Source organism: Paraburkholderia sp. BCC1886 (assembly GCF_900996245.1).
In the GTDB taxonomy this organism is placed as follows: Bacteria; Pseudomonadota; Gammaproteobacteria; order Burkholderiales; family Burkholderiaceae; genus Paraburkholderia.
In genome coordinates, this window is the sequence record NZ_CAAJGK010000085.1 from 297825 (window position 1) to 322680 (window position 24856).

At 61.9% G+C, this 24856-nt stretch carries 24 protein-coding genes; 9 read left to right on the forward strand and 15 right to left on the reverse strand.

Going from position 1 to position 24856, the window contains the following annotated elements:
• Nucleotides 1-11: 11 nt before the first annotated feature.
• The 4 genes from hpnD to FQ746_RS27945 form a co-directional block, all read right to left on the reverse strand.
• Entirely contained in the window at nucleotides 12-860 is an 849-nt protein-coding gene (hpnD, locus tag FQ746_RS27930; protein WP_144113028.1) for a presqualene diphosphate synthase HpnD, read from the reverse strand.
• 220 nt (nucleotides 861-1080) lie between these two features.
• Nucleotides 1081-2019, reverse strand: a complete 939-nt coding sequence (locus tag FQ746_RS27935; protein ID WP_144113029.1) for a diguanylate cyclase — start codon at nucleotides 2017-2019, stop codon at nucleotides 1081-1083.
• The gene (locus tag FQ746_RS27940; protein WP_144113030.1) at nucleotides 2016-2639 is read right to left on the reverse strand and encodes a chemotaxis protein CheC; all 624 of its coding nucleotides are present in this window, start codon (nucleotides 2637-2639) and stop codon (nucleotides 2016-2018) included. The genes FQ746_RS27935 and FQ746_RS27940 overlap by 4 nt, the downstream gene beginning before the upstream one ends.
• A complete protein-coding gene (locus FQ746_RS27945) occupies nucleotides 2632-3000 on the reverse strand; it encodes a response regulator (RefSeq protein WP_144113031.1) in 369 nt (122 codons plus the stop codon). Before FQ746_RS27945 ends, FQ746_RS27940 begins: the two co-directional genes overlap by 8 nt.
• A gap of 506 nt (nucleotides 3001-3506) precedes the next feature.
• Between FQ746_RS27945 and FQ746_RS27950 the strand changes: the two genes are divergently transcribed.
• Both FQ746_RS27950 and FQ746_RS27955 read left to right on the forward strand, forming a co-directional pair.
• Nucleotides 3507-5825, forward strand: coding sequence for a hybrid sensor histidine kinase/response regulator (locus FQ746_RS27950; RefSeq protein ID WP_144113032.1), 2319 nt, complete (start codon nucleotides 3507-3509; stop codon nucleotides 5823-5825).
• A 255-nt stretch (nucleotides 5826-6080) separates the two neighbouring features.
• Nucleotides 6081-7127: a hypothetical protein gene (locus FQ746_RS27955; protein ID WP_144113033.1), complete on the forward strand. Its 1047-nt coding sequence runs from the start codon at nucleotides 6081-6083 to the stop codon at nucleotides 7125-7127.
• A 41-nt stretch (nucleotides 7128-7168) separates the two neighbouring features.
• On the opposite strand, the gene FQ746_RS27960 is transcribed toward FQ746_RS27955, so the two are convergent.
• Nucleotides 7169-7720: an NADPH-dependent FMN reductase gene (locus FQ746_RS27960; RefSeq protein WP_144113034.1), complete on the reverse strand. Its 552-nt coding sequence runs from the start codon at nucleotides 7718-7720 to the stop codon at nucleotides 7169-7171.
• Between the two features lie 374 nt (nucleotides 7721-8094).
• Between FQ746_RS27960 and FQ746_RS27965 the strand changes: the two genes are divergently transcribed.
• Nucleotides 8095-8301 (forward strand): hypothetical protein, encoded by a 207-nt coding sequence (locus FQ746_RS27965; protein WP_144113035.1) that lies wholly within the window; start codon nucleotides 8095-8097, stop codon nucleotides 8299-8301.
• Nucleotides 8302-8349: 48 nt separating this feature from the next.
• Here FQ746_RS27965 and FQ746_RS35525 read toward each other — a convergent pair whose 3' ends face one another.
• From FQ746_RS35525 to FQ746_RS27985, 5 genes are all read right to left on the reverse strand, one after another.
• Entirely contained in the window at nucleotides 8350-8631 is a 282-nt protein-coding gene (locus tag FQ746_RS35525) for a DUF6723 family protein (protein ID WP_144113036.1), read from the reverse strand.
• Nucleotides 8631-8915 (reverse strand): hypothetical protein, encoded by a 285-nt coding sequence (locus tag FQ746_RS27975; RefSeq protein WP_144113037.1) that lies wholly within the window; start codon nucleotides 8913-8915, stop codon nucleotides 8631-8633. Before FQ746_RS27975 ends, FQ746_RS35525 begins: the two co-directional genes overlap by 1 nt.
• Nucleotides 8916-9356: 441 nt before the next feature.
• Entirely contained in the window at nucleotides 9357-9488 is a 132-nt protein-coding gene (locus FQ746_RS35355; RefSeq protein ID WP_260854182.1) for a hypothetical protein, read from the reverse strand.
• Nucleotides 9489-9667: 179 nt separating this feature from the next.
• Nucleotides 9668-9958 carry a DUF1272 domain-containing protein gene (locus FQ746_RS27980; protein WP_144113038.1) on the reverse strand — a complete coding sequence of 97 codons (291 nt, stop codon included), beginning with the start codon at nucleotides 9956-9958 and terminating at the stop codon, nucleotides 9668-9670.
• A 75-nt stretch (nucleotides 9959-10033) separates the two neighbouring features.
• A complete protein-coding gene (locus FQ746_RS27985; RefSeq protein ID WP_144113039.1) occupies nucleotides 10034-11410 on the reverse strand; it encodes a gluconate:H+ symporter in 1377 nt (458 codons plus the stop codon).
• A 246-nt stretch (nucleotides 11411-11656) separates the two neighbouring features.
• On the opposite strand from FQ746_RS27985, the gene FQ746_RS27990 reads away from it, so the two are divergent.
• Nucleotides 11657-12640, forward strand: a complete 984-nt coding sequence (locus FQ746_RS27990) for a sulfonate ABC transporter substrate-binding protein (RefSeq protein ID WP_144113040.1) — start codon at nucleotides 11657-11659, stop codon at nucleotides 12638-12640.
• A 24-nt stretch (nucleotides 12641-12664) separates the two neighbouring features.
• Here FQ746_RS27990 and arsC read toward each other — a convergent pair whose 3' ends face one another.
• Nucleotides 12665-13024 carry an arsenate reductase (glutaredoxin) gene (gene arsC, locus FQ746_RS27995; protein WP_144113041.1) on the reverse strand — a complete coding sequence of 120 codons (360 nt, stop codon included), beginning with the start codon at nucleotides 13022-13024 and terminating at the stop codon, nucleotides 12665-12667.
• Between the two features lie 748 nt (nucleotides 13025-13772).
• Between arsC and parA the strand changes: the two genes are divergently transcribed.
• Together parA and FQ746_RS28010 are read left to right on the forward strand one after the other, a co-directional pair.
• On the forward strand, nucleotides 13773-14432 hold the full coding sequence (gene parA / locus FQ746_RS28005; RefSeq protein WP_144113042.1) for a ParA family partition ATPase: 660 nt from the start codon (nucleotides 13773-13775) through the stop codon (nucleotides 14430-14432).
• Between the two features lie 24 nt (nucleotides 14433-14456).
• Nucleotides 14457-15512, forward strand: a complete 1056-nt coding sequence (locus FQ746_RS28010; RefSeq protein WP_144113043.1) for a ParB/RepB/Spo0J family partition protein — start codon at nucleotides 14457-14459, stop codon at nucleotides 15510-15512.
• 80 nt (nucleotides 15513-15592) lie between these two features.
• Here FQ746_RS28010 and FQ746_RS28015 read toward each other — a convergent pair whose 3' ends face one another.
• On the reverse strand, nucleotides 15593-16942 hold the full coding sequence (locus FQ746_RS28015) for a replication initiation protein (RefSeq protein WP_144113044.1): 1350 nt from the start codon (nucleotides 16940-16942) through the stop codon (nucleotides 15593-15595).
• Between the two features lie 1863 nt (nucleotides 16943-18805).
• Here FQ746_RS28015 and FQ746_RS28020 point away from each other — a divergent pair.
• A complete protein-coding gene (locus tag FQ746_RS28020) occupies nucleotides 18806-20011 on the forward strand; it encodes a DNA-binding protein (RefSeq protein WP_144113045.1) in 1206 nt (401 codons plus the stop codon).
• A gap of 53 nt (nucleotides 20012-20064) precedes the next feature.
• On the opposite strand, the gene FQ746_RS28025 is transcribed toward FQ746_RS28020, so the two are convergent.
• From FQ746_RS28025 to FQ746_RS28035, 3 genes are all read right to left on the reverse strand, one after another.
• Nucleotides 20065-21147 (reverse strand): tyrosine-type recombinase/integrase, encoded by a 1083-nt coding sequence (locus tag FQ746_RS28025; protein ID WP_144113046.1) that lies wholly within the window; start codon nucleotides 21145-21147, stop codon nucleotides 20065-20067.
• Nucleotides 21148-21220: 73 nt separating this feature from the next.
• Nucleotides 21221-21628, reverse strand: coding sequence for a DUF2471 family protein (locus FQ746_RS28030; RefSeq protein WP_144113047.1), 408 nt, complete (start codon nucleotides 21626-21628; stop codon nucleotides 21221-21223).
• 139 nt (nucleotides 21629-21767) lie between these two features.
• Nucleotides 21768-22406 (reverse strand): helix-turn-helix domain-containing protein, encoded by a 639-nt coding sequence (locus tag FQ746_RS28035; RefSeq protein WP_144113048.1) that lies wholly within the window; start codon nucleotides 22404-22406, stop codon nucleotides 21768-21770.
• 155 nt (nucleotides 22407-22561) lie between these two features.
• On the opposite strand from FQ746_RS28035, the gene FQ746_RS28040 reads away from it, so the two are divergent.
• On the forward strand, nucleotides 22562-23767 hold the full coding sequence (locus FQ746_RS28040) for a glycine C-acetyltransferase (RefSeq protein ID WP_144113049.1): 1206 nt from the start codon (nucleotides 22562-22564) through the stop codon (nucleotides 23765-23767).
• 22 nt (nucleotides 23768-23789) lie between these two features.
• A complete protein-coding gene (gene tdh, locus FQ746_RS28045) occupies nucleotides 23790-24824 on the forward strand; it encodes an L-threonine 3-dehydrogenase (protein WP_144113050.1) in 1035 nt (344 codons plus the stop codon).
• The last annotated feature ends 32 nt before the right edge of the window (nucleotides 24825-24856 follow it).

Below are 24856 nucleotides of genomic sequence, written 5' to 3' on the forward strand. Positions count from 1 at the left end.
AGCTCAGAAGCTCAGAAGAACGCGTAGCGCGCGACGATCCACAGCAGACGCAAACGCGGCTTGTCGACCTTCGTACGCGGCAGGTCGAAGCCGCGCTCGAGCGTGCGCTCGAGCAGCACGCGGTAGACGCCCGACATGATGCGCGGCGCGCGCACCTGGGCGCGCGGCTCGCGGTCCATGATCGCGTCGGCTTCGGCGAAGTGGCGTTGGGCGCGTTCGGCGAGCGTCGCGCAGACGCGCGGCAGCGCCGGTTCGGCGGCGATCTGGTGCGGGTTCGACACCGCGATGCCCTCCCGCGCGAGCAATTCGCGCGGAAGATAACAACGGTCGATATCGGCGTCTTCGTCGATATCGCGCAGGATGTTGGTGAGTTGCAGCGCGCGGCCCAGATGGTGCGCGAGCAGACGGCCGGGCTCTTCCTGCATCCCGAATATCCTCACCGACAGACGGCCCGCGGCGCTCGCGACGCGGTCGCAATACAGGTCGAGCGTGGCTTCGTCCGGGCCGCAGATGTCGGCGGCCGCGTCCATGGCCATGCCGTCGATCATCGCGTGGAAGTCGTCGCGTTGCAGGTGGAAGGTGTGAATGTGTCGCGTGAGCGCGCGCAGCGAAGCGCGCGGTGCGCCGGCATAGCAGGCGTCGATGTCCGTACGCCAGCGCTCGAGCCCGGCGGCGCGTTCGGCGCGCGGCAGGTTGCTGTCGGCGATATCGTCGACGGCGCGGCAGAAAGCGTAGACCTGATACATGGCATCGCGCTGCGCGGCCGGCAGGATGCGCATGGCGAGGTAGAACGAGCTGCCGGACGTAGCGGCAGCGGCGTCGACTTCTGTATCGTCCACGGTGATATTGGAAACAGCCAAGACGATCTCCGCTGGAGGCGCCCGCTGAAAGGCGTTCATGAAGTTGGATGCGACCCGGAATCCGTCAGGATTTGCCACGACCCCTGAGGGCCGCTTGGGACCGGCGGCCGGCGCGCGCGAACAGGCGCGAAACACCCGGCAGGCAGGCCGGAAACGGCGAAAAGTATATCAACGTTTGTAAGAGGCCGCTGTCTTGCGGCGCCCGCGCCCCGCCCGGAGCCTAGACGAACGCCACCGAGCAGTTGCGCCCTTGCCGCTTCGCGCTGTAAAGCGCCGCGTCGGCTTCGTTGATCAGCACGTCGTAGGCGGGCACGCCCTTGCGCGCAGCCGCGCCGCCGACGCTCGCGGTGACCGGCACGCTGCGGCCCTGCACGTCGATCGGTGTATCCGCAATCGTGCAGCGGATTTTCTCGGCGACGCGCATCGCGTCCTCGAGCGGCGTGCACGGCAGCAGCAACGCGAATTCCTCGCCGCCGAACCGCCCGAACGTGTCCTGCGCGCGCACCACGCCGGCGACGCGCTGCGCCATCACGCGCAGCACCGTGTCGCCGACGCCGTGGCCAAACTGATCGTTGATGGTCTTGAAGTGATCGAGATCGAACAGCAGCACCGACATCTCGCCGCCGTAGCGCTGCCAGCGCGTGTATTCGTCGCGCAGCCGCGCTTCGAAGAAACGGCGGTTGGCGATGCCCGTCAGGCCGTCGAGATTGGCGAACTCCTGCAGCTTGGCGACCGCTTCCTCGCGCTCGCGCTGCACGATGCTGACGTGCGTCACATCGGAGATCGTCACGCACACGGCCACCACCTCGCGATCGCGCACGAGCGGCATGAAGGTGCAGTCCTGCTGCATGAAGTCCACGCCGCCGGTAATCGGCCGGTCGTGATCGAACTTGAACAGATACGGGCGCTGTTCCCACGAGCTGAATGCAAAGCTGCCCAGCTGGAATACGCTTTCGATCTTGCGCGACAGCCACACGCGCGGCAGTTCGGGAAAGTGCGTGAAGAGCGACTGACCGACCACCTGCTCCGCGGTCAAACCGCTGTGGTCCTGCATGAAGCGATTCCACATCAGCACGGTCATGTCGCGGTCGAGCACGAACAGACCGAAGCCGACCCGCTCGACCACCAGGTCGCTCAACGAAACGGCGGACAGCGTCATAGGCTGGACAGCAGCGCGTCGAGCGCGCCGTTCATCTGGCGGATCGATTCTTCGGCCATCAGCATCACGAGGTGGGCGCGGAAGCTGTGGTCTTCCAGCGCGAAATTCACTTCGACGAGCAGCGCAACTTCCCATTGCAGCACGCCGGGCTGGAACACCTCGTCGAGCGTCAGCGCCGCGCCGAGCAGACCCGGCGCCGAAAACACCGGCGTGCGGCCGAGCTGATCGAGAATCGACGATACGCAGGCGCCGGTCAGCACGTTGGCGACGTCGAACATCAATTCCTGCTGGCTGACCGCTTCGTAAGCGGAACTCGCATACGGGTCGCTCACGAGCGCGCAGAGTTCTTCGATGCTGTCGCTGCGGCAGATCACCAGCGCTTCGCCCTTGATGTCGGAGCGGAAACCCTGGCGCACCGCGCTCACCGTATCCTCGATGCCGGTCATCTCGCGCAACGCCGCGGCCGCCTCGGCGACCGCCACCACCTTCACGCGCGGCACCGATAGTTCGATGAACGCGTCGAGCAGCCGCGCGAGACGCGTGGCGGCCTGGCCCATCGCCAGATTGGCGACCTCCTGCAGCGCGTCGCGCTGATCTTCGTTCAGCACTGGCTCAGACATACAACCCGTACTCCTTGAGGATGGGGAGTAGCGCCTCGGGCGTCACCGGCTTCGCGACGAACGCCATCGCCCCGAGCGCGCGCACGCGCGACTGCGCCATCGGCTGAACATCGGCGGAGACGACGATCACGAAGGTGTTCAAATCCTCATGCTGGAGCGCCTCCAGCACCTGGTAGCCGGTCATGTCCGGCATCGTCAGATCGAGGAACATGACCGACGCCCGGCCCTCGCGATACAGGCCGAGCGCTTCGCGTCCGTTCGACGCGTACGACACGTCGACCTCCCAGTCCGGCGGCAATGCCTTGGTCAGCACCTTGCGGGCAAGCAGCGAATCGTCGGCGATCACAATGGGCAAAGACATGGGGCGGTCGATTATGCGAAATGAATTTATGCGGATTAACGGCGCGGCGCAGTCGTTTCTTTAGCGCGCCGGGCTGTCCGCCGGGCGCCGGCTATGAGAGGCGGAAACGGAGCCTGCGCTGAGAGCCTGTTCGTGCGGTAGGCGTGGTCGGGCTGCCCTGGCGGCAAATGGGCCCCGAAAATGAAGGGCGCATATTTTCCGATGGGGGCGATTCTCAAATCAATTGCACGGAAAGGCAACCCGACAAATTCCGGTTCATGGCGATGAATTTCCAGTTCACCCGGTCTTTCGAGTCGTTCTCTCGCACAAACGGGAGATTTCTCCGCGTTTCTGCTTTTGTGTACGTTTGCGCCCGGCGATTTGTCACTGATTTCAGCCGGTCGAAATCTCACACGCGATGCAATGAGCGCGGTAACTTGTACCGTCACGCTGTATGCTTCCGCTTGCACCCACCACTGCTTCCCGGTTTCCGTCCGTTTGTTCCAAACCGACTGGTATGAGCGACCATGACACCCGACCGGTTCAACCCCGCTGAGCCCAGCCGTCACGGCGACGACCCGCAGCAGGCCGCGCCGTTTCCGGTCGTGCCGGAACAGAACTTCCAGGTCCGCCGCGTCACGCTCATTGCGCTGCTGGCCGCCGCCGTCGTGCTGCCGTTCCTGTACGTGGTCGTCATGTCGGCGAGCGATCTGCGCACGCGCGAAGCAGAAGCCACCGACATCACGCTGCGCACCGTGCGCGTCGCCGAAGAACATGCGCTGAAAGTGTTCGACATGAACGAAACGCTCGACGCGCGCATCGTCGATCTCACGCAAGGCCTGAGCGACGGCGACATCCGCGCCGGCGAGGCGGCCATTCACGACAAGCTGCGCCTGATGGGCGGCGGTTATCCGCAAGTCGCGGCGGTGTCGATCTTCGGCAGCGGCGGCGCGCTGCTGGCGAGCAGCCGCTTCTTTCCCGTGCCGGCGGTGTCCATCGTCGATCGCGCGGATTTCACCGGTGTGCGCGACGGCCGCGACCTCGACCACGTGTCGAAGGTGATGACCGGGCATGTGGCCGGGGAACAGGTGTTCAACATGGGCGTGGCGCGGCACGCGCCCGACGGCGCGTTTGCCGGCGTGGTGACCGTTGCGCTGCGGCCCAACTACTTCGCCGCCTTCTACCGCGAACTGCTGGGCGGCGGCGACGTCTCGCCGATGAGCATCAGTCTCGTGCGCGAAGACGGCGCGGTGCTCGCGCACTATCCGCACATGCCGCGCGAACCGGAGACCATGCCGCCGCACTCGTCGTTTGCCGAAGCGCTACGGCAAGGCCGTCACACCGGCGTCGTGGAGATGCAGGCGGACGACGACGGCGACGGCCAGAGCGAGCGTCTGATCGTGGCGTTCCGTCACGTCGGCGCGTATCCCGTCTACGTGCTGTGCAGCTATAGCGCGTCGGCCATCTGGGCTGGTTGGTATCGGCACCTGAGCGTGCTGATCCTGTCGCTTTTCACGCCGTCCATCGCGCTGTGGTGCGTGATCTGGCTGTCGCTGCGACGGCTCGGCGCCGAGGAAGAAGCGTGGGCGCGCTGGCAGGCCGAAGCGTCGATGCGCCGCTCGATCGAGTCCGCGTACCGGCAATCCCGCAAGATGGAGGCGCTCGGCACGCTGGTCGGCAGCGTCGCGCACGACTTCAACAACCTGCTGATGATCGTCTCGGCCAACGTGCAGATTGTCCGGCATCGCGGCGTGGCGGGCTTCGAGCGCGAGTTGTCGGCGATGGAGCGCGCCCTCAAAAGCGGCCAGGCGCTCACCCGGCAACTGCTCGGGGTTGCGCGCAAGCAACCGTTGCGCAACGAGACGCTCGCGCTCGACCGCTGGCTGCCGGCGTGTCGCGAGTTGCTGGCTTCGTCGCTCGGCACGCGCATCGCGCTGGTGATCGACGTGGCCGCCGATATCTGGCCGGTGCGCGTCGACGAGGCCGAACTCGAACTCGCGTTGATCAATATCGCGGTGAATGCGCGCGACGCGATGCCGGCCGGCGGACGCTTCACGGTGCGCGCCACCCGGCTGGAGTTTCGTGCCCAGGACGGTTTTCCGCTGACCGGCGAGTTCGTGCAGATTTCGCTCGAAGACACCGGCACCGGTATGGCGCCCGAAGTGCTGGCCCGCGCTTTCGAGCCGCTTTTCACGACCAAGCCGACGGGCATGGGCACCGGCCTCGGCCTGCCTCAGGTGTTCGCCTTCTGCGAGCGCTCGGGCGGGCTCGCGGCGATCGACAGCGCGGTCGGCGCGGGCACTTCGGTGCGGCTTTACCTGCCGCGCTCGGCAGCGTTGCCGGAAGTCGTCGAGCCCGCGCCGGCGTCGGCGCCTGGCGAGAATCGCGCGGCGACGCCGGGCCTGCGCATTCTGCTGGTCGAGGACAACGAAGAAGTCGCCGCCGGCACCGAAGCGCTGCTGCAGATGATGGGCCACCAGGTCACCCGCGTGCTCAATGCCGACATCGCGCTGCGTTTGTTCGACGCGGCACAGGACCAACCGTCGCTCACTTTTCGCGATGCGCGATGCGGCGCGGCGCGGCCGTTCGACCTCGTGCTTTCCGACATCCATATGCCCGGCTCGATGAACGGCATCGATCTGGCTGAGGCGATCCACGAACTGGATCCGCGGCTGCCGGTCATCCTCGTCACCGGTTACGCCGAAGAACTCGACCGCGCCCGGCAGGCGGATGTCCGTGTGCTCTCCAAACCCTTCGATATCGCGTTGCTGGACAAACTGCTGCAAGGCGTTCAGCGCGATCTGGCGCAAAGCGGCGGCGACCCGGCCAGGCAGCGGGAGTCGTAGCGGACAGGCCAAAGCTCCGGGTCGAACCGCGGCCAGCCGGCTTTGTCCCGGGTTCATCGCGCGTTTGTAAAAACGCGCGCCATCTGCTCTCCATGCGCGGCGTACCTGGATACACGGTGCAGCGGGCCCGGTCGCCATCTGTGTGGCCTCCGCGAAGACCGCGGCACGATCGTTGCGGCATGACGTCACGAGCAGGAACAAGCCGGGCGGGGCTTTCAGCTCCGTCCATCCGCCCAGATACGTCGGGAGACAGCCATGCAACACACCGTGATCGGGTTATTCGATACCTACACTGACGCCGAAGCCGCGCGCGACACCCTCGTGCACACTGGCTTTGCCCGCGAAACCATCGAATTGCAGACGAACGCCGAGCCGAGCGTCGGCGCTGCTGCTACCGAAGTCGCCGGCGCCGGCATGCTGGCGAACATCGAACGCTTCCTCGCCAGCCTGTTCGCGAGCGGCCCACGGCCGCCCGACACGGCCCGTTACGCCGAAGCCGTGCGGCGCGGCGCGGTACTGGTCTGCGTGCATGCGGCCAGCGAATCGCACGCGGAACTCGCGCGCAGCACGTTTGCCCGTCTGGGCGCGACCGATATCGGCGAGCGGGCGCCGGAGCTCGACCCGGCCACGCCGGCTTCGCGCGACCACTCGATTCTGGATGAGCTTGGCATAGGCGCGGTGGCGTCGGGCACGCCTTATTCGTCGAGCGTGACGACCTCGGGTGTCACGACGTCCACGACGGCGACGACGCGGCCTGTTACTACGGTTGATCCCCGCGTCGACCCCGTCATCGATCCTGTTTATTCGCCGCCGCCGGGCAACACCGATGCCGAACCGTTCGTCCCGCCCCCGCTGGCCGAGCGCCCGCTGACCGATCCGGTCGGCGGTCCGGTGGTGGATCCGTTAGTGGACGATGTCGGTCGCAGCCCGATCGCCGTTGGTTCGATGCCGGGCTCGGGTGCGGTGATGCAACCGACTGAAGTCGTACCCAACGCGGGCGAGCCCGTGAGTCACGCGAGCGCGACCATTCCAAACGAATATCTGGAATACGAGGAAGACTTCCGCTCGCATTTCGACGAGCAATACGCGCAGGAGAGTTCCCGCTACGAGGACTACGTGCCGGCCTACCGTTATGGCGCTGAGATTGGCCACGACACGCGTTATCGGGACTTGCACTGGGAAGACGTCGAACCGGAAGCTCGCCGTCACTGGGAAACCACCTCGCCCGACAGCACGTGGGAACGCTTCAAGCTGGCCGTTCGCCACGGTTGGGAGCGCGTGACGGGCCATCACCACGTCTGAGGACCAGACGGCAGGATGGGCGACACGCGCCGGGCAACCGCTCAGGCGGCGTGTCGCTTGACCCACGCAACGTAGCGGTCGACGAATCCCTGCAGAAATTTGCGGGTGCCGTCGTTCAGAATCTCGCCTTTCTCGTTGATCACGGCGGCGTCGTGCTTGATGAAGACTTCGGGCTGCGCCAACGTCGCGACATCGAGATAGGCGAGCATATTGCGCAGATGCTGCTGCGCCAGCGCCGTCCCGGTCGCGCCAAGCGACGTGCCGATGACCGCGCCCGGTTTGTTACCCCACGAATTCGTTCCCCAAGGCCGCGAACCCCAGTCGAGCGCGTTCTTCAACACGCCGGGGATCGAACGGTTGTACTCCGGGGTGACGAATAGCAGGCCATCGGCGGCTTCCACCCGCTGCTTCAACTGCTTGCCTGCCTCCGGATAGTCGGCGTCGTAATCCTGGCTGTAGAGCGGCAACGTGCCGATCTCGATGAATTCGAAAGTGAAGTCTGCCGGAACGAGCGAAATCACCGCTTGCGCGAGTTGGCGATTGAACGACTCGCGCCGCAGGCTGCCGACGACAACTGCAATGTGATAAGCCATGTTCGTTTCCTCGATGAGTGGCGCATTCTGCGCGAAAGGGGTACGAGCCGTCCATCATAGGCAAAAGCCGCAGAGCTTGGGCTGCGGGGCGCATTCCGCCAGCCTCTGGCGGCTTGTGACTAAGGTATGCGCTGCGGCAGTGGATAAAACGCCAGCCGTCAAAGTTATCCACAGATTCACTGAATAACCTTGTGGATAACTAGGACTTTTGCCTTGTCAATCAAGCCTGCTTCCGGTTCGGAACGAATTGAGGCAAATGTGGTCACCGCGTTTTGCGGAAACGCGACCGGGAGGGTCTGCGGTAGTCGGGAATCGCGAGAGCAAGTACGGCGCTTGCTGCAACGAGAGTGGAGCCCACTTTGGAGGAGCCCATCATGACACTCGATTACGCAGGCAAATCGCACGACGAAGCCGTTGCCGCCCGCAAGAAGCAGAAGCAGCGGGCACAGGAGCAACCCGGTGGCGACATGGCTGTCGATGGCACGCAGGCCGACGCGGAGCATAGCTCCGGCGAATTGTCGGAACGCGGCAAGGAGGTATGGCGGCAGGGAGGCGGTATCGATGGCGGCGGCAAGCGCTGACGGTTGCGCCGGGTTAGATGCGCTGCCGCCCGCGATTAGTGCCGGCGCTTACTCCGGCACGGCGATGTCGCCATCCACGAGTTGCCAGCCATAGGCTTCGGCATAGGATTGCGCGGCTTCGCCATCGTCGAAAAACGGCATGTCCGCATGGCCTTGGAACGGGTAGATCACCCGTTCGTCACTCAAACGGATCACTTTCAAAGTCGGCACCGTACCGCTCGATGTACGGCGCGACGACGCCATAACCTGATAATTGGCACGGCCCGGCAGAGCGGGAGGGTTGGCGCTTTGTGCGCGCCGGGTAGCGTAACTGGGCATCGGCGCGCGCATCAGAGTCCGGCAACCGACTGGCCGGCCACCATACCGTCGATGACCCGCTCGGCGTAACTCGCCGAGGCGATGCGCGCATCGCCCGCTGCGCCAAACGGCGAACCGCTCGGCACGCGGAATACCCGGCTGCTGGTCACCGTATCGTCGGTGCCGCGGCGGCAGATGCGCACGGCGGCATCGAAACCGGAATCGTAGTGGCGCACGCCATCGACCCCACGCGGCTGGTGCGGATAAACCAGCGGATAAATCTCGAGACCCCGGTAGCTTCGGATCGTGTTGTTCATGGTAGTCGTCTCCGTGAGGTCTTTCGTGAAGGTCGCGCTGTGCGGCGGATTGCCTGCGAACCGGCGGCGTTTCGACGAAAAACAGGTGAGCGGCGATGCGGGCAAAGTGCGGCGAGTTGTGGACGCTACATCGAAGGCGACAACTTGCAACAGGGCAACGGATCGACGCGAGGTTGGTAGAGGAGGGACCCTGTTCATTCAGGGCGCGGGACAAGCGAGGGGATTGCGTGAGGAACGGCCAGCGCACTCGTGGAGCGGCGGCGGTTGACCTACTGTAACACGTTAATAGAGCAAATCCTCGCGGATTCGCAGCGCGGGCGCGACTGTTGCTTAGGTCGTGCCAAAGCAGTGCGCGAACACGGGTTAACGGAAAAGGGCGCCCGAATGGGCGCCCTTTTCATTTGGCGGCGATCGCCTGCGGCACTTGCTGGACCGGTTTGATCAGTTACCGAAAAACACGTTGCAGTACGATGCCGGACCGTTGCACTGCGCCGGAGCAGCAGCGTTGGCCACGCCCGATGCGGCGGAAAACAGAGCGACGGAAGCGATCAGGGCGGTCAGAATGCGTTTCATGGTGCTACTCCTCTTCGGCGTTGGTTCGCGATCAGGTGCGATCGATGGAGAGGAGATTAGCAATTCGGGGTTTCCCTACAAACACTTAATACGAAAAGATATTTTCTCAAATATCGCAATAATTATCGATCGTTGGATTTTTTAAACGATCAGATTTCAATTTTCGCAATAATCTGCGATCAACGTTTGCTTGCTGGCGTGTCCCGGTAGCGCTCGAAGAAATCATCGTGTGCAACGGTGTCGATTGAGATCGGATGGACCTCGTGCCCTGCCGGATGCTTTACTAGCTGCGCCCGCGTGCGGATCGGGCGATGCTGAAAATTGCCGCCGCAGTTCGGGCACACGTTGCGCAGTGTGCCGAGCGCGCAGACTTCGCAAAAAGTGCACTCGTAGGTGCAGATCATCGCGTCGGTGGCGTTCGGCGGCAAAGCCTTGCCGCATCCTTCGCAAGAAGGTCTGAGTTCAAGCATGGTTGCTCCATTTTTGGTGGCACGAGTTTCTAAATCGTTGGGAGACTTCCGGGTCTTACGTGCGCGGCCTCCGGGTCAGGTCAACAGTGTCCACATCACTAACGTCAAGACCAGTCCGACGACCGAAACGATGGTCTGGAGAACCGACCACACCAGCACCGTCTGTTTGAGTTGCAAGCCGAAATACTCGCGCACCATCCAGAAACCGGCGTCGTTTACATGGCAGAAGAACACCGAGCCCGAGCCGATCGCCAGCGCCATCAGCGAGTTGTGCGTCGCGCTGAGGCCCGCGACGACCGGCGCAACGATACCGGCGGTCGTCGTGGTGGCCACCGTCGCGGAGCCGGTTGCCTGACGCAATGCCACGGCAATCAGCCAGGCCAGCAAAATCAGCGGTAAATGCGCGCCGACGGCTATCTTGCCGACCGTCGTGCTGATGCCCGCGACCACCAAGGCCTGCTTCAGGCCGCCACCCGCGCCGATCGTCAGCAGCAGCGCGGCAATCGGCGGCAAGCTTTTGCGTAGAATCCCGCCGACCCTTTCGCGCGCCATGCCGCGAGACCAGCCAAGCGCAACGACCGCGAACAGCACGGTGAGGCCCAGCGCGACCAAAGGCTCACCTAGAAAATTCAGCGTATCGAACAGCAGAGTCTCGGGTCGCAACAGCAGCTTGGCAACCGTGCGGCCGAGCATCAGCGCGACCGGCAGCAAAATCGTAAGAAGCGAGATGGCGAAACCAGGCTGCCCGGCGGCGTCCTGCTGCTCGGGAAACAGCGTGCTCATTTCTTTCGGCTCGACCACGTGCATGCGTTTGGAGAGCCAGATGCCATACAACGGACCCGCCAGAATGACCGCAGGAATCGCGACGATCAGACCCAGCCCGAGCGTCAAGCCGAGGTCGGCATGCAAGGCACTGACGGCGATCAGTGGACCCGGATGCGGCGGCAACAACGCATGCAGCGTCGTCATGCCAGCGAGCGCGGGGATGGCGATACGCAGAATCGGTTGTTGCGAACGGCGCGCCATCACGAAGATGATTGGCACCATCATCACGAGGCCGACTTCGAAAAATAACGGCAGGCCGATGATGAGTGCGACCAGCGCCATCATCCACGGCAAGGTGCGGGGCGTGGAGTGCTTGAGAATCGTGGAAACGAGCCGGTCGGCGGCTCCGGATTCCGCCATTAGTGCGCCAAGCATGGCGCCAAGCGCGATGATGATGCCCACGTCGCCGAGCAAGGCACCCGCGCCTTTGCTAAACGCACTCGCCACCGCCTCGAGCGGCAGTCCAGCGGAGAAGCCCGCGGCGAAGGTGCCGACGAGGATCGACAGGAACGGGGCGAGTTTCAGCACGCTGATAAAGACGATGATCAGCGCGAGTCCGAGCACACATGACAGGATGAGTTGGGTGTCATGGGCGGCCCATGGCGCGAGGGTGGTGATCGGAGTCACGATTCTTCCTGGTTTGTTGGGACGGCCGGTGCCGCTTCGGGATGACGGATTGTAGCGGCGGGCGATGATGGGAAACAGCCGGGCTCGCGGGGCTGCAGGTTGAGCCGGTTCGTCAAGGGGCGTCAGCCTCTCGTTCGCAGCGTGATTTGCTTATGCGAAATGATCGGTTCGTCTAATGGAGCAGAGGATTTATCGTTTTAGTCAATCGGTCCGTTTTGCGTCCGTTCTTTAGACGAGCTTCTTTTTATGTCCCATCTTCCGCTGCTGACACGGCGCACTTTTCTTACCGGCGTAGGCGCTTCGATCGTTGCTGCCGCGTTTCCTTTTGCTTCGAGCCCGGCACTAGCCGCTGGCGCGCAGGCCAAGGAATTTCGCATTGGATATCAGAAGGCGGCAAGCACACTGGTTTTGTTGAAATCGCACGGCACGCTGGAAAAGCGTCTCGCGCCGCTTGGCATCACCGTCAAATGGACCGAGTTTCCCGCTGGGCCGCAATTGCTGGAAGGGCTGAATGTCGGGGCGATCGACTTCGGTTATGTCGGTGAGGCGCCGCCGGTATTCGCTCAGGCTGCGGGGGCTAACTTCGTCTACACCGCATATGAAATTCCGACGCCGCATGCTGAAGGTATCCTCGTTCATCAGGATGCGCCGATCAAAACCGTGGCGGATCTGAAGGGAAAGAAGATCGCGTTGAACAAGGGCTCGGATGTGCACTGGTTTCTGATCGCGGCGCTGCAGAAAAGCGGCGTGAAATTCAGCGAGATCGAACCGGTTTATCTTGCACCGGCCGATGCTCGCGCTGCGTTCGAGCGAGGCGCAATCGACGCATGGGCAATCTGGGATCCATTCCTGGAAGCGGCGAAGCGACAGTCGAACGCTCGCCTGCTGACCGATGCCCAAGGTATTGCCAGCCATCATCAATTCTTCTTGAGTGCACGACCTTTTGCCGAACAGCACGGCGACGTGCTGGCGATCACGATGGACGAAGTCAGTAGAGAAGGCGCATGGGTGCGCGGTCACTTTGGCGAGGCTGCCGCCCAGCTTGCGCCGATTCAGGGATTGGATGCGAGCGTGATCGAAGCTGGACTGAGGCACTACGAGCACATCTATAAACCGGTCGATGCGGGTGTGCTGGCGGAGCAACAGCGTATAGCCGATACGTTTACCGACTTGCGTTTAATTCCGAAGAAGATCGTGACGACGGAGGCAGCGTTGTCGGCTAAAGCATAAGTCTGGCCGCGGGCCTCGTCTGGCTCATGAGAACAGTGCAGCGACGTTTTCGGGCGGGCGGCCGATCACGGCTCGGCCGTTCCGAACTACGATGGGTCGTTGCAGAAGGATGGGGTGAGCCGCCAGAGCTTCGTAAAGTTGCGTGTCCGTTAGGGAGGTATCGGCGAGTCGGAGCTCTTTGTATTCCGGCTCGGTGTCGCGAATCATTTCGCGGATGGGACACGCCAGCTTTTCGTTGAGTTGCTCCAGCTCGGCGACCGTTAGCGGCTGCTTCAGATACTCGACTATTTCGGTGGGCTCGTTTGACGGGTTGTAAGCGCCAGTGATCAGTTCTAATGCGGCGCGCGATTTGGAACAGCGGGGGTTGTGGTAGATCGTGATCATGAGGTCGGGTGTGGCTGCGGTTTGGTGGCGGGTTATCGGTGCGAGCTAGGGGTCGGGGGATTTTACCCGGGGTGAGGGGATGGGTTTATGCGCATAAAGTTTGGCGGGGGGCGAGACTTCGGTCGCTTCGATGCGGGGGAATCTGCGGATGGATTGCATCCCGTCGATGCAGACGCAAGCAACCCGCGCCTGACTCGTTTCTCGGACCGCGTCGGCAAGCAGGGCAGGTGCAAGCCGACTTTATGCGCATAAACCGTCGCGGCCGGTCTCGGCGGTCTCGGCGGTCTCGGCGGTCTCGGCGGTCTCGGCGGTCTCGGCGGTCTCGGCGGTCTCGGCGGTCTCGGCGGTCTCGGCGGTCTCGGCGGTCTCGGCGGTCTCGGCGGTCTCGGCGGTCTCGGCGGTCTCGGCGGTCTCGGCGGTCTCGGCATTTTGTCGCGCGTTCGGTGACGCGTCCGCGCTCGCCTGAGAACCTCTGCTCGAATCGCAAGCAGCGACCTTCGCCGACTACGACCGATCTATCCTCTGTCCAAACACGGCCGAGGTGTATCACAACACCTTCTGCCACCTTTAGCGACAGACTTTCTATCAAAGCTCCCCCATCCCTCGTCCGCGCCAACCTCCGCCCTCGCCTCTTTATGCGCATAAACCTAGGCCGATCGGCTAATCGTTCTTGTGTTTACACAAAAACGATTGAAATGCCAATTCATCCAGGTAAAATCCGTTTGCGTCTAAAAAGAGGAGGTGAAGATTGGCAGCAGAAATCATCGCGGTCACACAGCAGAAGGGCGGAGTCGGCAAGAGCACAATCGCGATGCACCTCGGCGCGGCTTTTCATGAGAAGGGTAAGCGCGTACTCGTCGTAGACGCCGACGGGCAAAACACTCTGGTTCATTGGGCTAGCGCATCCTCCGGCGACAACGGCATCCCATTCCCGGTCATCAACCTCTCCGAAGCGGGCAGCCAGATCCACCGAGAGATCAAGAAGTTCGTGGCCGACTACGACATCATCGTGGTCGACTGCCCACCTTCCATCACCGAAAAAGTATCCGGCGTGGTCCTCCTGGCAGCCAGCGTGGCAGTCATGCCCACGTCCTCTTCGCCAGCGGATTACTGGTCGAGCGTCGGTCTCGTCAAACTCGTCCAGCAAGCGCAGGTGATGAACGAAGATCTGCGCGCGGTGTTCCTCCTCAACAAGACAGAAGAGAAACGGATGCTGACGCGCGAACTAAAACGCGCTCTCGAAGAACTTGGCTTCCCGTTGCTGAAAACCCAGATCCCCACGCGCGAAGCCTACAAACAGGCGATGGCGTTAGGACAGACTGTGCTTCAGATGAACGATCGCGGCGCGAAGCTCGCTGCCATCGAAGTCAGGGCGTGCGCCAACGAGATCGCCGCCTTGCTCCCGTGAATTTATGCGCATAAAGGACCCTGAATGAAACCCTCCCAATTTGCCAAAGGCTTTCAAGCACGTCCTGATACGACCAGCAGCGAAAAACGGACTGCGCTCGACAGGCTGAACGCCATCGACGGTCTGGTCAAAAACGGACCGGCCGGAACGGAAGCGCTCTCGCGTGCAACAACATCCAGCGCCACATACAACGTTGCCGACTCCGACACGATCGACGCCGCCAACGAATCTGCCGCGTATCGCGCATGGCGAACCGAACACGCATATCGACCCGGCCAGGTCATCGAGTTGCCGCTGAAGACCATCAAGCCGAGTCCGTTCAACCCGCGACATTTCTACGTGAAATCGTCGATCGCGGAGTTGGCCGTCAACCTGGCAAAGCAAGGGCAACAGCAAGCCATTCACGTCATTCCCGATTACGACAATCCCGGCACCTATTTCGTCAGCGATGGTGGCCGACGCGTGCGCGCGTTGAAGGAAGCCAACAAGGAAGCCGTGAAGGCGATCGTCATCGATCTTCCAATCGGCATCCAGAGCTACAAGCTCGGCTACGATCTCAATGTCCAGCGCGATTCTCAAACTGTGTTCGACAATGCGGTCGTCTGGAAGCGCTTTCTCGACGACCGTCATTTCCAGAGTCAGAAAGAACTCGCTGAACACCTTGGCCTCGACGAATCGACAGTCGCCGTTGCGCTGTCCGTCGCCAAGCTGCCCGAAGCCGTTATGCACGAGATGGTCGCGCGCCCTGACCGCTTTGGTTCCAACATGGCGTATCAGGTCGGTCGCTATCACACCGCTCGCGGCGCCGACGCAACGCTGCGGCTGATCAACAAGATTCTCTCGGACGACCTCAGCACGCGTCAGGTCGCGGACATCGTGAAGGGTCGAGCCACCGCTCAGGAGAGCAGCAAGCCAGCGGGTCGCCAACGCTACGCGCAGCGACTCGAGATCAAACTCGGCGGGGTGTCGGTGGGCGATCTCAAGTCGTACGGCGACGATCGGATCGAATTGCGATTGAAAGGGCTCACGCGGGAAAAACGCGACGAGATTCTCAAACAGATCGAAAAGATGCTGAAGTGACGATCAAATGAAAGAAGCCGGGAGGCTGCCAGCAACCTGACCCGGTTGCCAGCCCCCGCCCCTTCACCACCATTCAGCGATCAAGCCGCGCGAGACTGGCTCAAGGTGAAAGCAAGCAGATCGCCATCGGTCGGTTCGCCCCACGTCCTGCGAGCCAACCAGTCGAAGAACGCGGTCTCCACGATTTTCGAATCCAGTCCGCGACGACGCCAGTCGTCACGCATGTGCGAACCCATACCGGGCAATTCGTCCTCTTCGAACGACTGCCGCGCGACATCGCGCTCCATCTCCCCTTGCTCTTCGTAAAGTTCGCGGGCTTCCTTGCGGCGGTAGGCCGAGTATTCGCTCAGGAGACGCGCTTTCAGATCGTCGGCCGGCGCGGCCACGGCGGCCTTGGCGCCACCCGCGGTAGGCAGCACCTCGACCGGCGGCGCATAACCCTTTTTCAGCGCGTCCTTGAACAGAGCCGGCGCGCTCCGCACCGCCGGCAACGACGTGCTGCGCATGCGCTGTTCGGTCATCTGCAAAGCCGCGCGAATGCGGTTTTCCTCGCTGTCGGCGTATAGCGTTTGCGCTTCCTTTAGCGGAATGCCGATCTTCACCATCCGGTCGACCAGCGTGCTGTCGAAGACGTTCGGATGCTCGTCGAGCGCCAGCATCGGTTGCTTGCGCTCTGTCACCCTGAACTGGATTTCGGCGACCCGGCGTCCTTCCCGATGCTCGATCAGTTCGACGAAGATGTTGGTGACCGCATTCACCTCGGCAATGGCCGGGCGCAGGTAATCGCGCTTGAAGTATTTGTACTCACGCTTCGCTTCGTCGCCCGCTTCGGTATCGGGCGTACCGGAGAGAATCGGCCGCCACCAGTCCCACGATTCCCGCATGGTCAGGTGGCTCGGATTGGTCAGGTAACGAACGCAGATTTCGTAGAGCGCCAACCCGGCGCTACTGCGCAACTGGCTTTGAAACTGAAGACTCAATCGCGCGTACTGGACCGGATCGAGCAGCTTCTTTTTGATCTTCGGCGCAAACGAGAACTCCACCCAGACGCGACGGGTCGTCGGATCTTCGAGAATTTCGGCGTCCGCAATCAACGTCGAGATGCCCCATTTCCGGCCGGGTTTCTGACTCGACGTGCCCGTGCTCCATTCCACCTGAACCGACACCATGCGTCGTAAGTGCTCCTTGACGAGCGCAGTGTCGTTCGAATCGAAGGCGGAGTTAGCGACGATGTCGGAGAGCAAGGCCCGGTAGGTGTCGCCCGATTCGTCTGCCTGCTGCGCAACGGCGAGCAGCACGTTGAACAGCTTGCGGGTGAGCAGAGTGATTTTGCCGCTCTTGGGCTGAATCGCGATCGCCTCGACGGCTTTGCGCAACTCGGCCGAGCTCGGGCTGACTACATCGGTCTTCTTCGCGCGCTTCGTGGCCATGCGTCAGGTCGAGGAGGGATTTGGCGAGAGCATACCGGCTGTGGTGATAAGCGTCTACAGCTCGACTCTCACCGTTGCGGGTGAAGTGAGTTTACGAAGCATGACTCACCTCGAACGATTCCCGAAAAGACTCACCTCGACGATTCGGGTCCAGGTTCGCTGCATCCTTTTGCGTCGCGGGCCAGGCGTTTGGCGGTGTTTTAACGGTTGTCGCGAACCGGACCCAATCCATCCCGAATCTTCTCACCTCAAATTTTTTTCACGAACTTGGCGGCTGGAGACATCACCGGCGCGATGCCGACGCGCTACGTAGCGGGGTAGATCGCTCACAGGACCGAAGTACCCGTTCGCGCTGAAACCGTCTCGACGAGGGCTACGATGCGCCGTAACCGGGCTCAATAGCCGGCCTGCAGCGGAAGCGACGCCGGCCCGACGCATACCGCAGAACATAGCGCGATCTTCAAACGCTCCGGATCTCCCCTGAATATCCTCACCTTTAGATTCACGCATCGCGCCAAACGACGCCGTTTTCCGAGCGATGGTCGAAGAGAAGCGGCGATAACGGTTCCCGAAAAGCCTCACCTTTGCCTTTCTTGGGCGAGATGGTTGTCCGCAACAACACGCTCCCGAAAACGCTCACCTATGCTTCTCGATCAAAAATAGATTCATGTTTTCATATACTTATCGAATATAGCTGGCTTCGTATTTTCCACTCGCCTCCCGAAAAATCTCACCTTTGCCCTTATTCCCACCCAGATCGACCTTCAAATCACCCACCCGACATAGTCCCGAAAAACCTCACCTTGAGAGTTTTCTATGGTTCGACGATTCCATGTCGAAACTGCACCAGTAGGGCTTTTCCGGCCATCAGAGCGGGTTCTCATCCTGTATTTCCTCACCTAAGCGGCCCAAAGACCTGGAAATCGCTCCCGAAAAGTCTCACCTGAAGGCACAACATGCCCCAAGGTCGACCGCGATCCCGCGCAGCCGACCACGCCCCCGGATTTCCTCACCTTTGCCAATAGCCGTCTCATCTGGCGTTTCGCATCGACATCCCGATTCCATCCGCCCCGGCCCCTTCTGCTCCCGAAAAACCTCACCTTACCCCCGCGTTGCACAAAAATAAGGCAAAAACGAGGCTCATGCCCCGTAAAATCTCACCCTCGATGGCGTTTGGCTCCCGATATGCCTCACCAACGGGGTTTACGCACCATCAAAACACCCGAAAAACCCGGTTTGGGCAAGTCCCGAAAGCCCTCACCGGTCACCGACCGTCACGCGCTCCCTTCAATCGTGCGCTGTCGGGCGGTTCACAGCGCGAATGTCCCGAAAAACCTCACCTTTGGAATTACTACACTTTCAGGCCGGCTCCTGAACCTGCTCACGTTCTGTCCCGCACCCGCTCACCGAGCCTCCCGAACCTCATCACTGCTGAATCCCGCGGTAGCTCACCATCACTCCCGTAAAGCTTCACCTCATCGGTCTGAAACCCCAGCCTGGTAAGGCTTTGCCGTGGCGTTAACGTTTTTAACATGGGTTCAAAGGTGTTTACTTTTATTACTCTCTAGCGCTTCCCGAGTGTCCTTCGGAAAAATGCTTGCAACCCAGCACCAGGCAAGGCACTCTCTCCGTGAAACAGTGCGCAAACACTCCTATGGGCACCAAACCCTTTTGTATACAAAGATTTACGGCCAACTCTTAGTTTTGTTTCACGGGAAATTAAGCCAAAGGCGAGTCCGTGATGGACCTTTTGGCAAGACACGATCAAAAAACCGCACCGCAACCTTGCCACTTGAAAAATCGTATCGAACGTTACGTAAATTGTTATTATCCGAACACTTTTGAGCAAGTATCGAGGTGTCGATGAATCTGGATCAGGAAAAACAAGCCATTCGCAGCGAGCTTGAAGTCATGCGGGAAGGCGGAGCCCGACGGCAAGAGCTTTCATTGCACGCCTGCAAGCGTCTCTTTTTCGATTTGGGCATTCGCCCGTCCATGACCGCAGTCCGGGATCTGACTCAATCCGGCAGCGCAAGCGATATCCCGAAAGACATCGATCACTTCTGGGAGCGCATCCGAAACGCATCGCGCATCAAGATTGGCGCCGGCGCCATCCCGAAAGCATTGGAAGAACGTGCGGGCGAATTGCTCGGCGCACTTTTCGAAGAAGCGGTCGCCCAGGCGCGCGTGACGCTAGACGACGAACGCAGCGACCTACGCGATCAGATGAACACTGCCGATTCTCGTGTTCGTGAAGCGGAAATACGTCGGGAAGCCGCGGAAGAAGCGATCCAGCGAAGTGAGCAACGCGCGCAATCCGCATGGGAACGCATTCGCGAACTCGAGACCGCGTTATCCAGCGCCACCACCCAAGGCAACAGCGAGCAACAAGGGCTGCACGCCAACGTCTTGCGCCTCGAGCGCGAGAACGACGCGTTGCGGCAACGTCTCGACACCGAACTGGTGAGCCAAAGCAGCTTGCGCGACCGGATCGACACCTTGCATGTCGAGTTGCGCGAGCGCACCGAGCACTATGCCCAGCAAATCAAGGACGCGGTCGGCGAGGCCGAGCGCCGCGTAAAGCCCATGCTGGTCGAGCTGGACTCGTTGCGCAGCATGGCCGCGACGTATCAAACGGGAGTGCGCGACGCGAGTCGCAAGGAATTCGAGTTCATTCAGCAGATTGCAACGGCCAAGGCGCGCGGCGATCGGCTGGACGCGCAACTGCGCGAGCAGTCCGACGAACTGGACGCATTGAGCAAGGAAGTCGCGACGCTGCGGGCACAACAGGGGATCGATCCGTCGATTGCGCAGCTACTCTGCTCGCTGGCCGGATCGGGACGACTTTCCCCGGAAGAGCTACGCGCGATCGGCACCGCGGTCGACGGTCACGTGCCGTTGCCGCCGCACTGCCCGAAGTGCGAGGAAGGCGAGCCGGAGCTCTCGCAAGTCGATCACCGCTTCGAATTGCAATGCCCGGAGTGTGATTATTCGTCGGGACTCGCCGAGTCTCGCCTCGAAGCACTGAGCCGCTTCGAAGCAAACGACCCGGTTGCGGCGTCGTCGTGACCCGCAGGACCCGCTTAAGGTGAGGAAATTCGGGAGACTAAAGGTGAGGACTTTCAGGCCTCGTCCGCTCCCGGTTTTCTGACCAGACGGCCATCACGCCGGGGTGCGGCCATCGGCAGGGCGGCCGGATCCGGTTCGTTTTCAGACGACAATTCCTGCTGATCCGCCCATGCTTGCCACGCTCGATACAACCGGTTGGACGACACTGGCTGAACGAAGCCCAGCCATTGCCCGACCAGTTCCGCCTCGACGCCGTTCTCGAATAACTCCGCCGCGAACGTATTGCGCAGCGTATGCGGACTGGCGCGCAAGCCCCGTGATGCGGCGAATCCAGCGGCTTCCACCAGCGCATCGATTGCCCGCAGCATGGTCGCCTTGTGCATCGGGCGTCCGGAGGGCGCGGCGGGAAACACGAGATTGCCCGGCAGTTCGGAAAGTCGCCGCTCGGCAAGCCACGCGTCGAGCACGGCGACCGCGAACGGCGCGAGTCGTGTGCGCCGTGTTTGCATGGGATTCGCGGACTCGATGGTGACCCACGGCGACCCCTCCCGCACGCAACTAACCGTAAGCGCGGCCGCTTCGCCGGTTTTCACTCCGCCACCGAGAAAGACGGCGACCAGCGCACGGTCGCGCCGCTCGCGCCAACGCTGTGCGGCGGACAAATCCGGCAGCGGGGCGAAAAGCTCGGCGATCAACGCTGCGCGTTCCCGATGATTCAGAAAGCCGGTCGGTTCGTTGTCGCGGGCGTTTCGCCAGGCCGCATCGCCGTCTTGGGCGATGAAGCGTGCAGGATTGGTCGAAGCCGATTCGATCTCGCGGACGTGATCGAGCACGCGCTCGATCAGCCTCAAATAACGCACCCGTTGTGGTTTGCGAATCGGAAGACTGGCGACGAACTGGGCGATCGTTGCGGTATCCACGGTGGTGAGATTTTTCTGCCGCTCGCCGATCCAGTCCAGAAAAAGCCCCCATTGCGCCTGATAGACACTCGCAGAGGACTGACGGAAATGCTGTTTGGCGAGCCAGGCATCGAACGCTATCTGCGGGTTTCGCCGCCAGTCTTCTCGCTGCTGGTCGAACAGGTCGGTCGATGGCGTGGGCTTGGACGCGGGCTCGAAAAGATGCGGAGGGGACATGGGCATTCGTTCCGTTAGTTGCGCGCATTGTAGATGAATCGGCGCTTTGCCAACCGGTCGAGCCCGCCCGGATTCAATCTCCCCAGGCGCGCGCCCGTTTCGGCAACGGATTGTCGAGCGTCGTAGAGGTGGCTTTGCGCGCGGCTTCTTCATAAGCCGATACCGCGAACGCGAAAACGGCAGGCAATGCCGTCGACGTACCGAAGTCGACCGCCTCGTCCGTTTCGGGATACGGGATATCGGAGGGCCGTTGAAACAACCCCAGCATTAATGCGTCGTGCCGGCTGGCAAAGCCGAGATCGGCCAAGGCTTCGGCCTCGATGCCATGCAGCAGGCGCCAGGTTAGCGGCACTGCCTGAACGATGTAGCGTGCCGCGATATTACGCACGATATGTTCGAGATCGCGCGCCGCAGTGCGATAGCGCAGCGCGGCGAGCGAGTGGTCGGTCCGGGCGCTCGCGTGAGGGGTCAGGTCGTTCATGATCGGCTCCAATCGATACCCCGTACTGTACAAATATACAGTGTTCGACGCAACCGCGAGCACAGCCTGGAATCCGACAACTCCTCGCCGCGGGCCGCCTCGTGCGAGTCAGCAAGGTTTCGGGCGGTGAGCCTCGGACCTAGCCGTGAATCACCACAAGCAAAGCCTTCGCCTCGCTCTTGCCGACGTTGCGTATCGCGTGCGGTTCGTCGGCGACATAGCGCGCGGTATCCGCCGCCTTCAAACGCCGGGTCGTGCCGGCGGCCTCGATTTCAATCGCTCCCTGCAGCACCGTCAGATGCTCGCGCGTACCGGGTTCATGAGCATTCGACACCAACGCTCCGCCTGCCTGCAACGTGAGTTCGTACCACTCGAACTTGCCCGCCAGCTCGATGGGCCCCCACACCCGCAACTGATACCTGGCTTCGTGACCGCTCAAGGTCGGAATCTCGTGCGGACCAGAAACGGCGATCGCCTCCGGCGCTTTTTGCGGCGCGAACAGCGAATCGAGGCTGACGCCAAGCGCGTTGGTCAGCCGCCAGGCGACCGCGATGGTTGGATTCGCTTTGTCGCGTTCGATTTCCGACAGCATCGATTTCGACACGCCGGCCGCGCGCGACAGGTCGTCGAGCGTCATCCGCCGCTCGGCGCGCAGGCGTTGAATCTGCTCGCCGACGCGCGGCGGCGCCGCAACCGTGGAAGCCGATACATTGCTCGCCGATACGCCTCCGGGAACCGGGGTTTTGCCTGCCGCACGGCGGATACCCGAACTTGCCATTTACTGACCCATCGTTTAGAGTTTTTCGATATACCGGAATTTAGTTCGAAAAAACGAAAATATCCGATAAAACTGACAGCCGACTATAGCAGGCCGCCGCGTGGGCGAACATGCCACGCAGGCCGCACTCACTCATTCAGGAAGGAGTCTGGTTCATGCGTGATCATTACCTTGCCCATTTGCGCGGCACACTCGAACAGATTCGCGCCGACGGTTTTTACAAGAACGAACGCGTGATCGCCAGCCCGCAATCGGCGGACGTGCGGCTCGCGAATGGCGCGGAAGTCCTGAACTTCTGCGCCAACAACTATCTGGGTCTGGCGAACGATGCCCGGCTCATCGAGGCAGCGCGAAGTGGTCTCGAGCGCGACGGTTTCGGCATGGCATCGGTCCGCTTTATCTGCGGCACGCAAACGGTTCACAAGGAACTCGAGCAGGCGCTCTCCGCCTTCCTGCAAACGGACGATTGCATTCTTTACTCCAGCTGTTTCGACGCGAACGGCGGCCTGTTCGAAACGCTACTCGACGAACACGACGCGATTATCAGCGACGAACTGAACCACGCGAGCATCATCGACGGCGTGCGGCTTTGCAAGGCAAAGCGCTTCCGCTACAAGAACAACGACCTTGCCGATCTCGAAGCGCGACTGCAGGAAGCCGATGCCGCCGGCGCACGCTTCAAGCTGATCGCGACCGACGGCGTGTTCTCCATGGACGGCATCATTGCCAACCTGGCCGGCATCTGCGATCTGGCCGACCGTTACGGCGCGCTCGTCATGGTCGACGACTCGCATGCAGTCGGTTTTGTCGGCGAACACGGACGCGGCACGCCGGAACATTGCGGCGTGCTCTCGCGTATCGACATCATCACCGGCACGCTCGGTAAAGCGTTGGGTGGCGCATCGGGCGGCTACGTCGCGGCGCGCAAGGAAATCGTGGAGTTGCTGCGCCAGCGCTCGCGCCCCTATCTGTTCTCCAACACGCTTACCCCGAGTATCGCCGCCGCCTCGCTCGAAGTACTCGACCTGCTTGCCAGCGATGAAGGCGCCCAGTTGCGCGCCCGTGTTCGTGAGAACGGCGCGCGTTTTCGCGAGGCGATGAGCGCGCTCGGCTTCACGCTAGTGCCGGGCGAACATCCCATCATCCCGGTCATGCTCGGCGACGCTCAACTGGCTTCCAGCATGGCGGATGCGCTGCTGCAAGAAGGCGTCTACGTCATCGGCTTCTCGTTCCCCGTCGTTCCCAAAGGGCGCGCGCGCATCCGCACGCAGATGAGCGCGGCGCACACGCCGGAACAGATCGATCGCGCGGTGGATGCTTTCGCGCGCGTCGGCCGGAAACTCGGCGTGATTGCCGCCTGATCCGAAACGGAGCCCATCATTCATGAAAGCACTGGCAAAACTCGAACGCGCGCCCGGCCTCACGCTCACCGATGTCGACAAGCCCGAAGTCGGTCATAACGACGTGATGATCCGCATTACGCGCACGGCGATTTGCGGCACCGACATCCACATCTGGAAATGGGACGACTGGGCGCAGAAAACCATTCCGGTGCCCATGCACGTCGGCCACGAATACGTGGGCGAAATCGTCGAAATGGGCCAGGAGGTCCGCGGTTTCGCGATTGGCGACCGGGTGTCCGGCGAAGGCCACATCACCTGCGGCTTCTGCCGGAACTGCCGCGCCGGCCGCCGCCATCTGTGTCGCAATACGGTCGGCGTCGGCGTGAATCGCGAAGGCGCATTCGCCGAATATCTTGTGATTCCCGCCTTCAACGCGTTCAGAATTCCGCCGGAAATCTCCGACGATCTGGCCGCAATCTTCGATCCGTTCGGCAATGCCACGCATACCGCGCTGTCGTTCAATCTGGTCGGCGAGGACGTGCTGATTACCGGCGCCGGCCCGATCGGCATCATGGCCGTCGCCATCGCGAAGCATGTCGGCGCGCGCAACGTGGTGATCACCGACGTCAACGACTATCGACTCGAACTCGCGCGCAAGATGGGCGCGACGCGCGCGGTCAACGTCTCACGCGAATCGCTCGGCGATGTGATGGCCGAATTGCATATGGCCGAAGGTTTCGACGTCGGTCTCGAGATGTCGGGCGTGCCGAGCGCATTCACCAGCATGCTCGAAGCGATGAACCATGGCGGCAAGATTGCGCTGCTCGGCATTCCGCCCGCGCAAACGGCGATCGACTGGACCCAGGTGATCTTCAAAGGCCTCGAGATCAAGGGCATTTACGGCCGTGAGATGTTCGAGACCTGGTACAAGATGGTCGCCATGCTGCAAAGCGGTCTGGATCTTTCGCCGATTCTCACGCACCGCTTCAAGGTCGACGACTATCAGCAGGCATTCGCGACGATGCTCTCGGGCGAGAGTGGCAAGGTGATTCTCGACTGGACGGCAGCCGCTTAACGCTTAAGGCGCAAGCGTCTGCCCGATCGCCA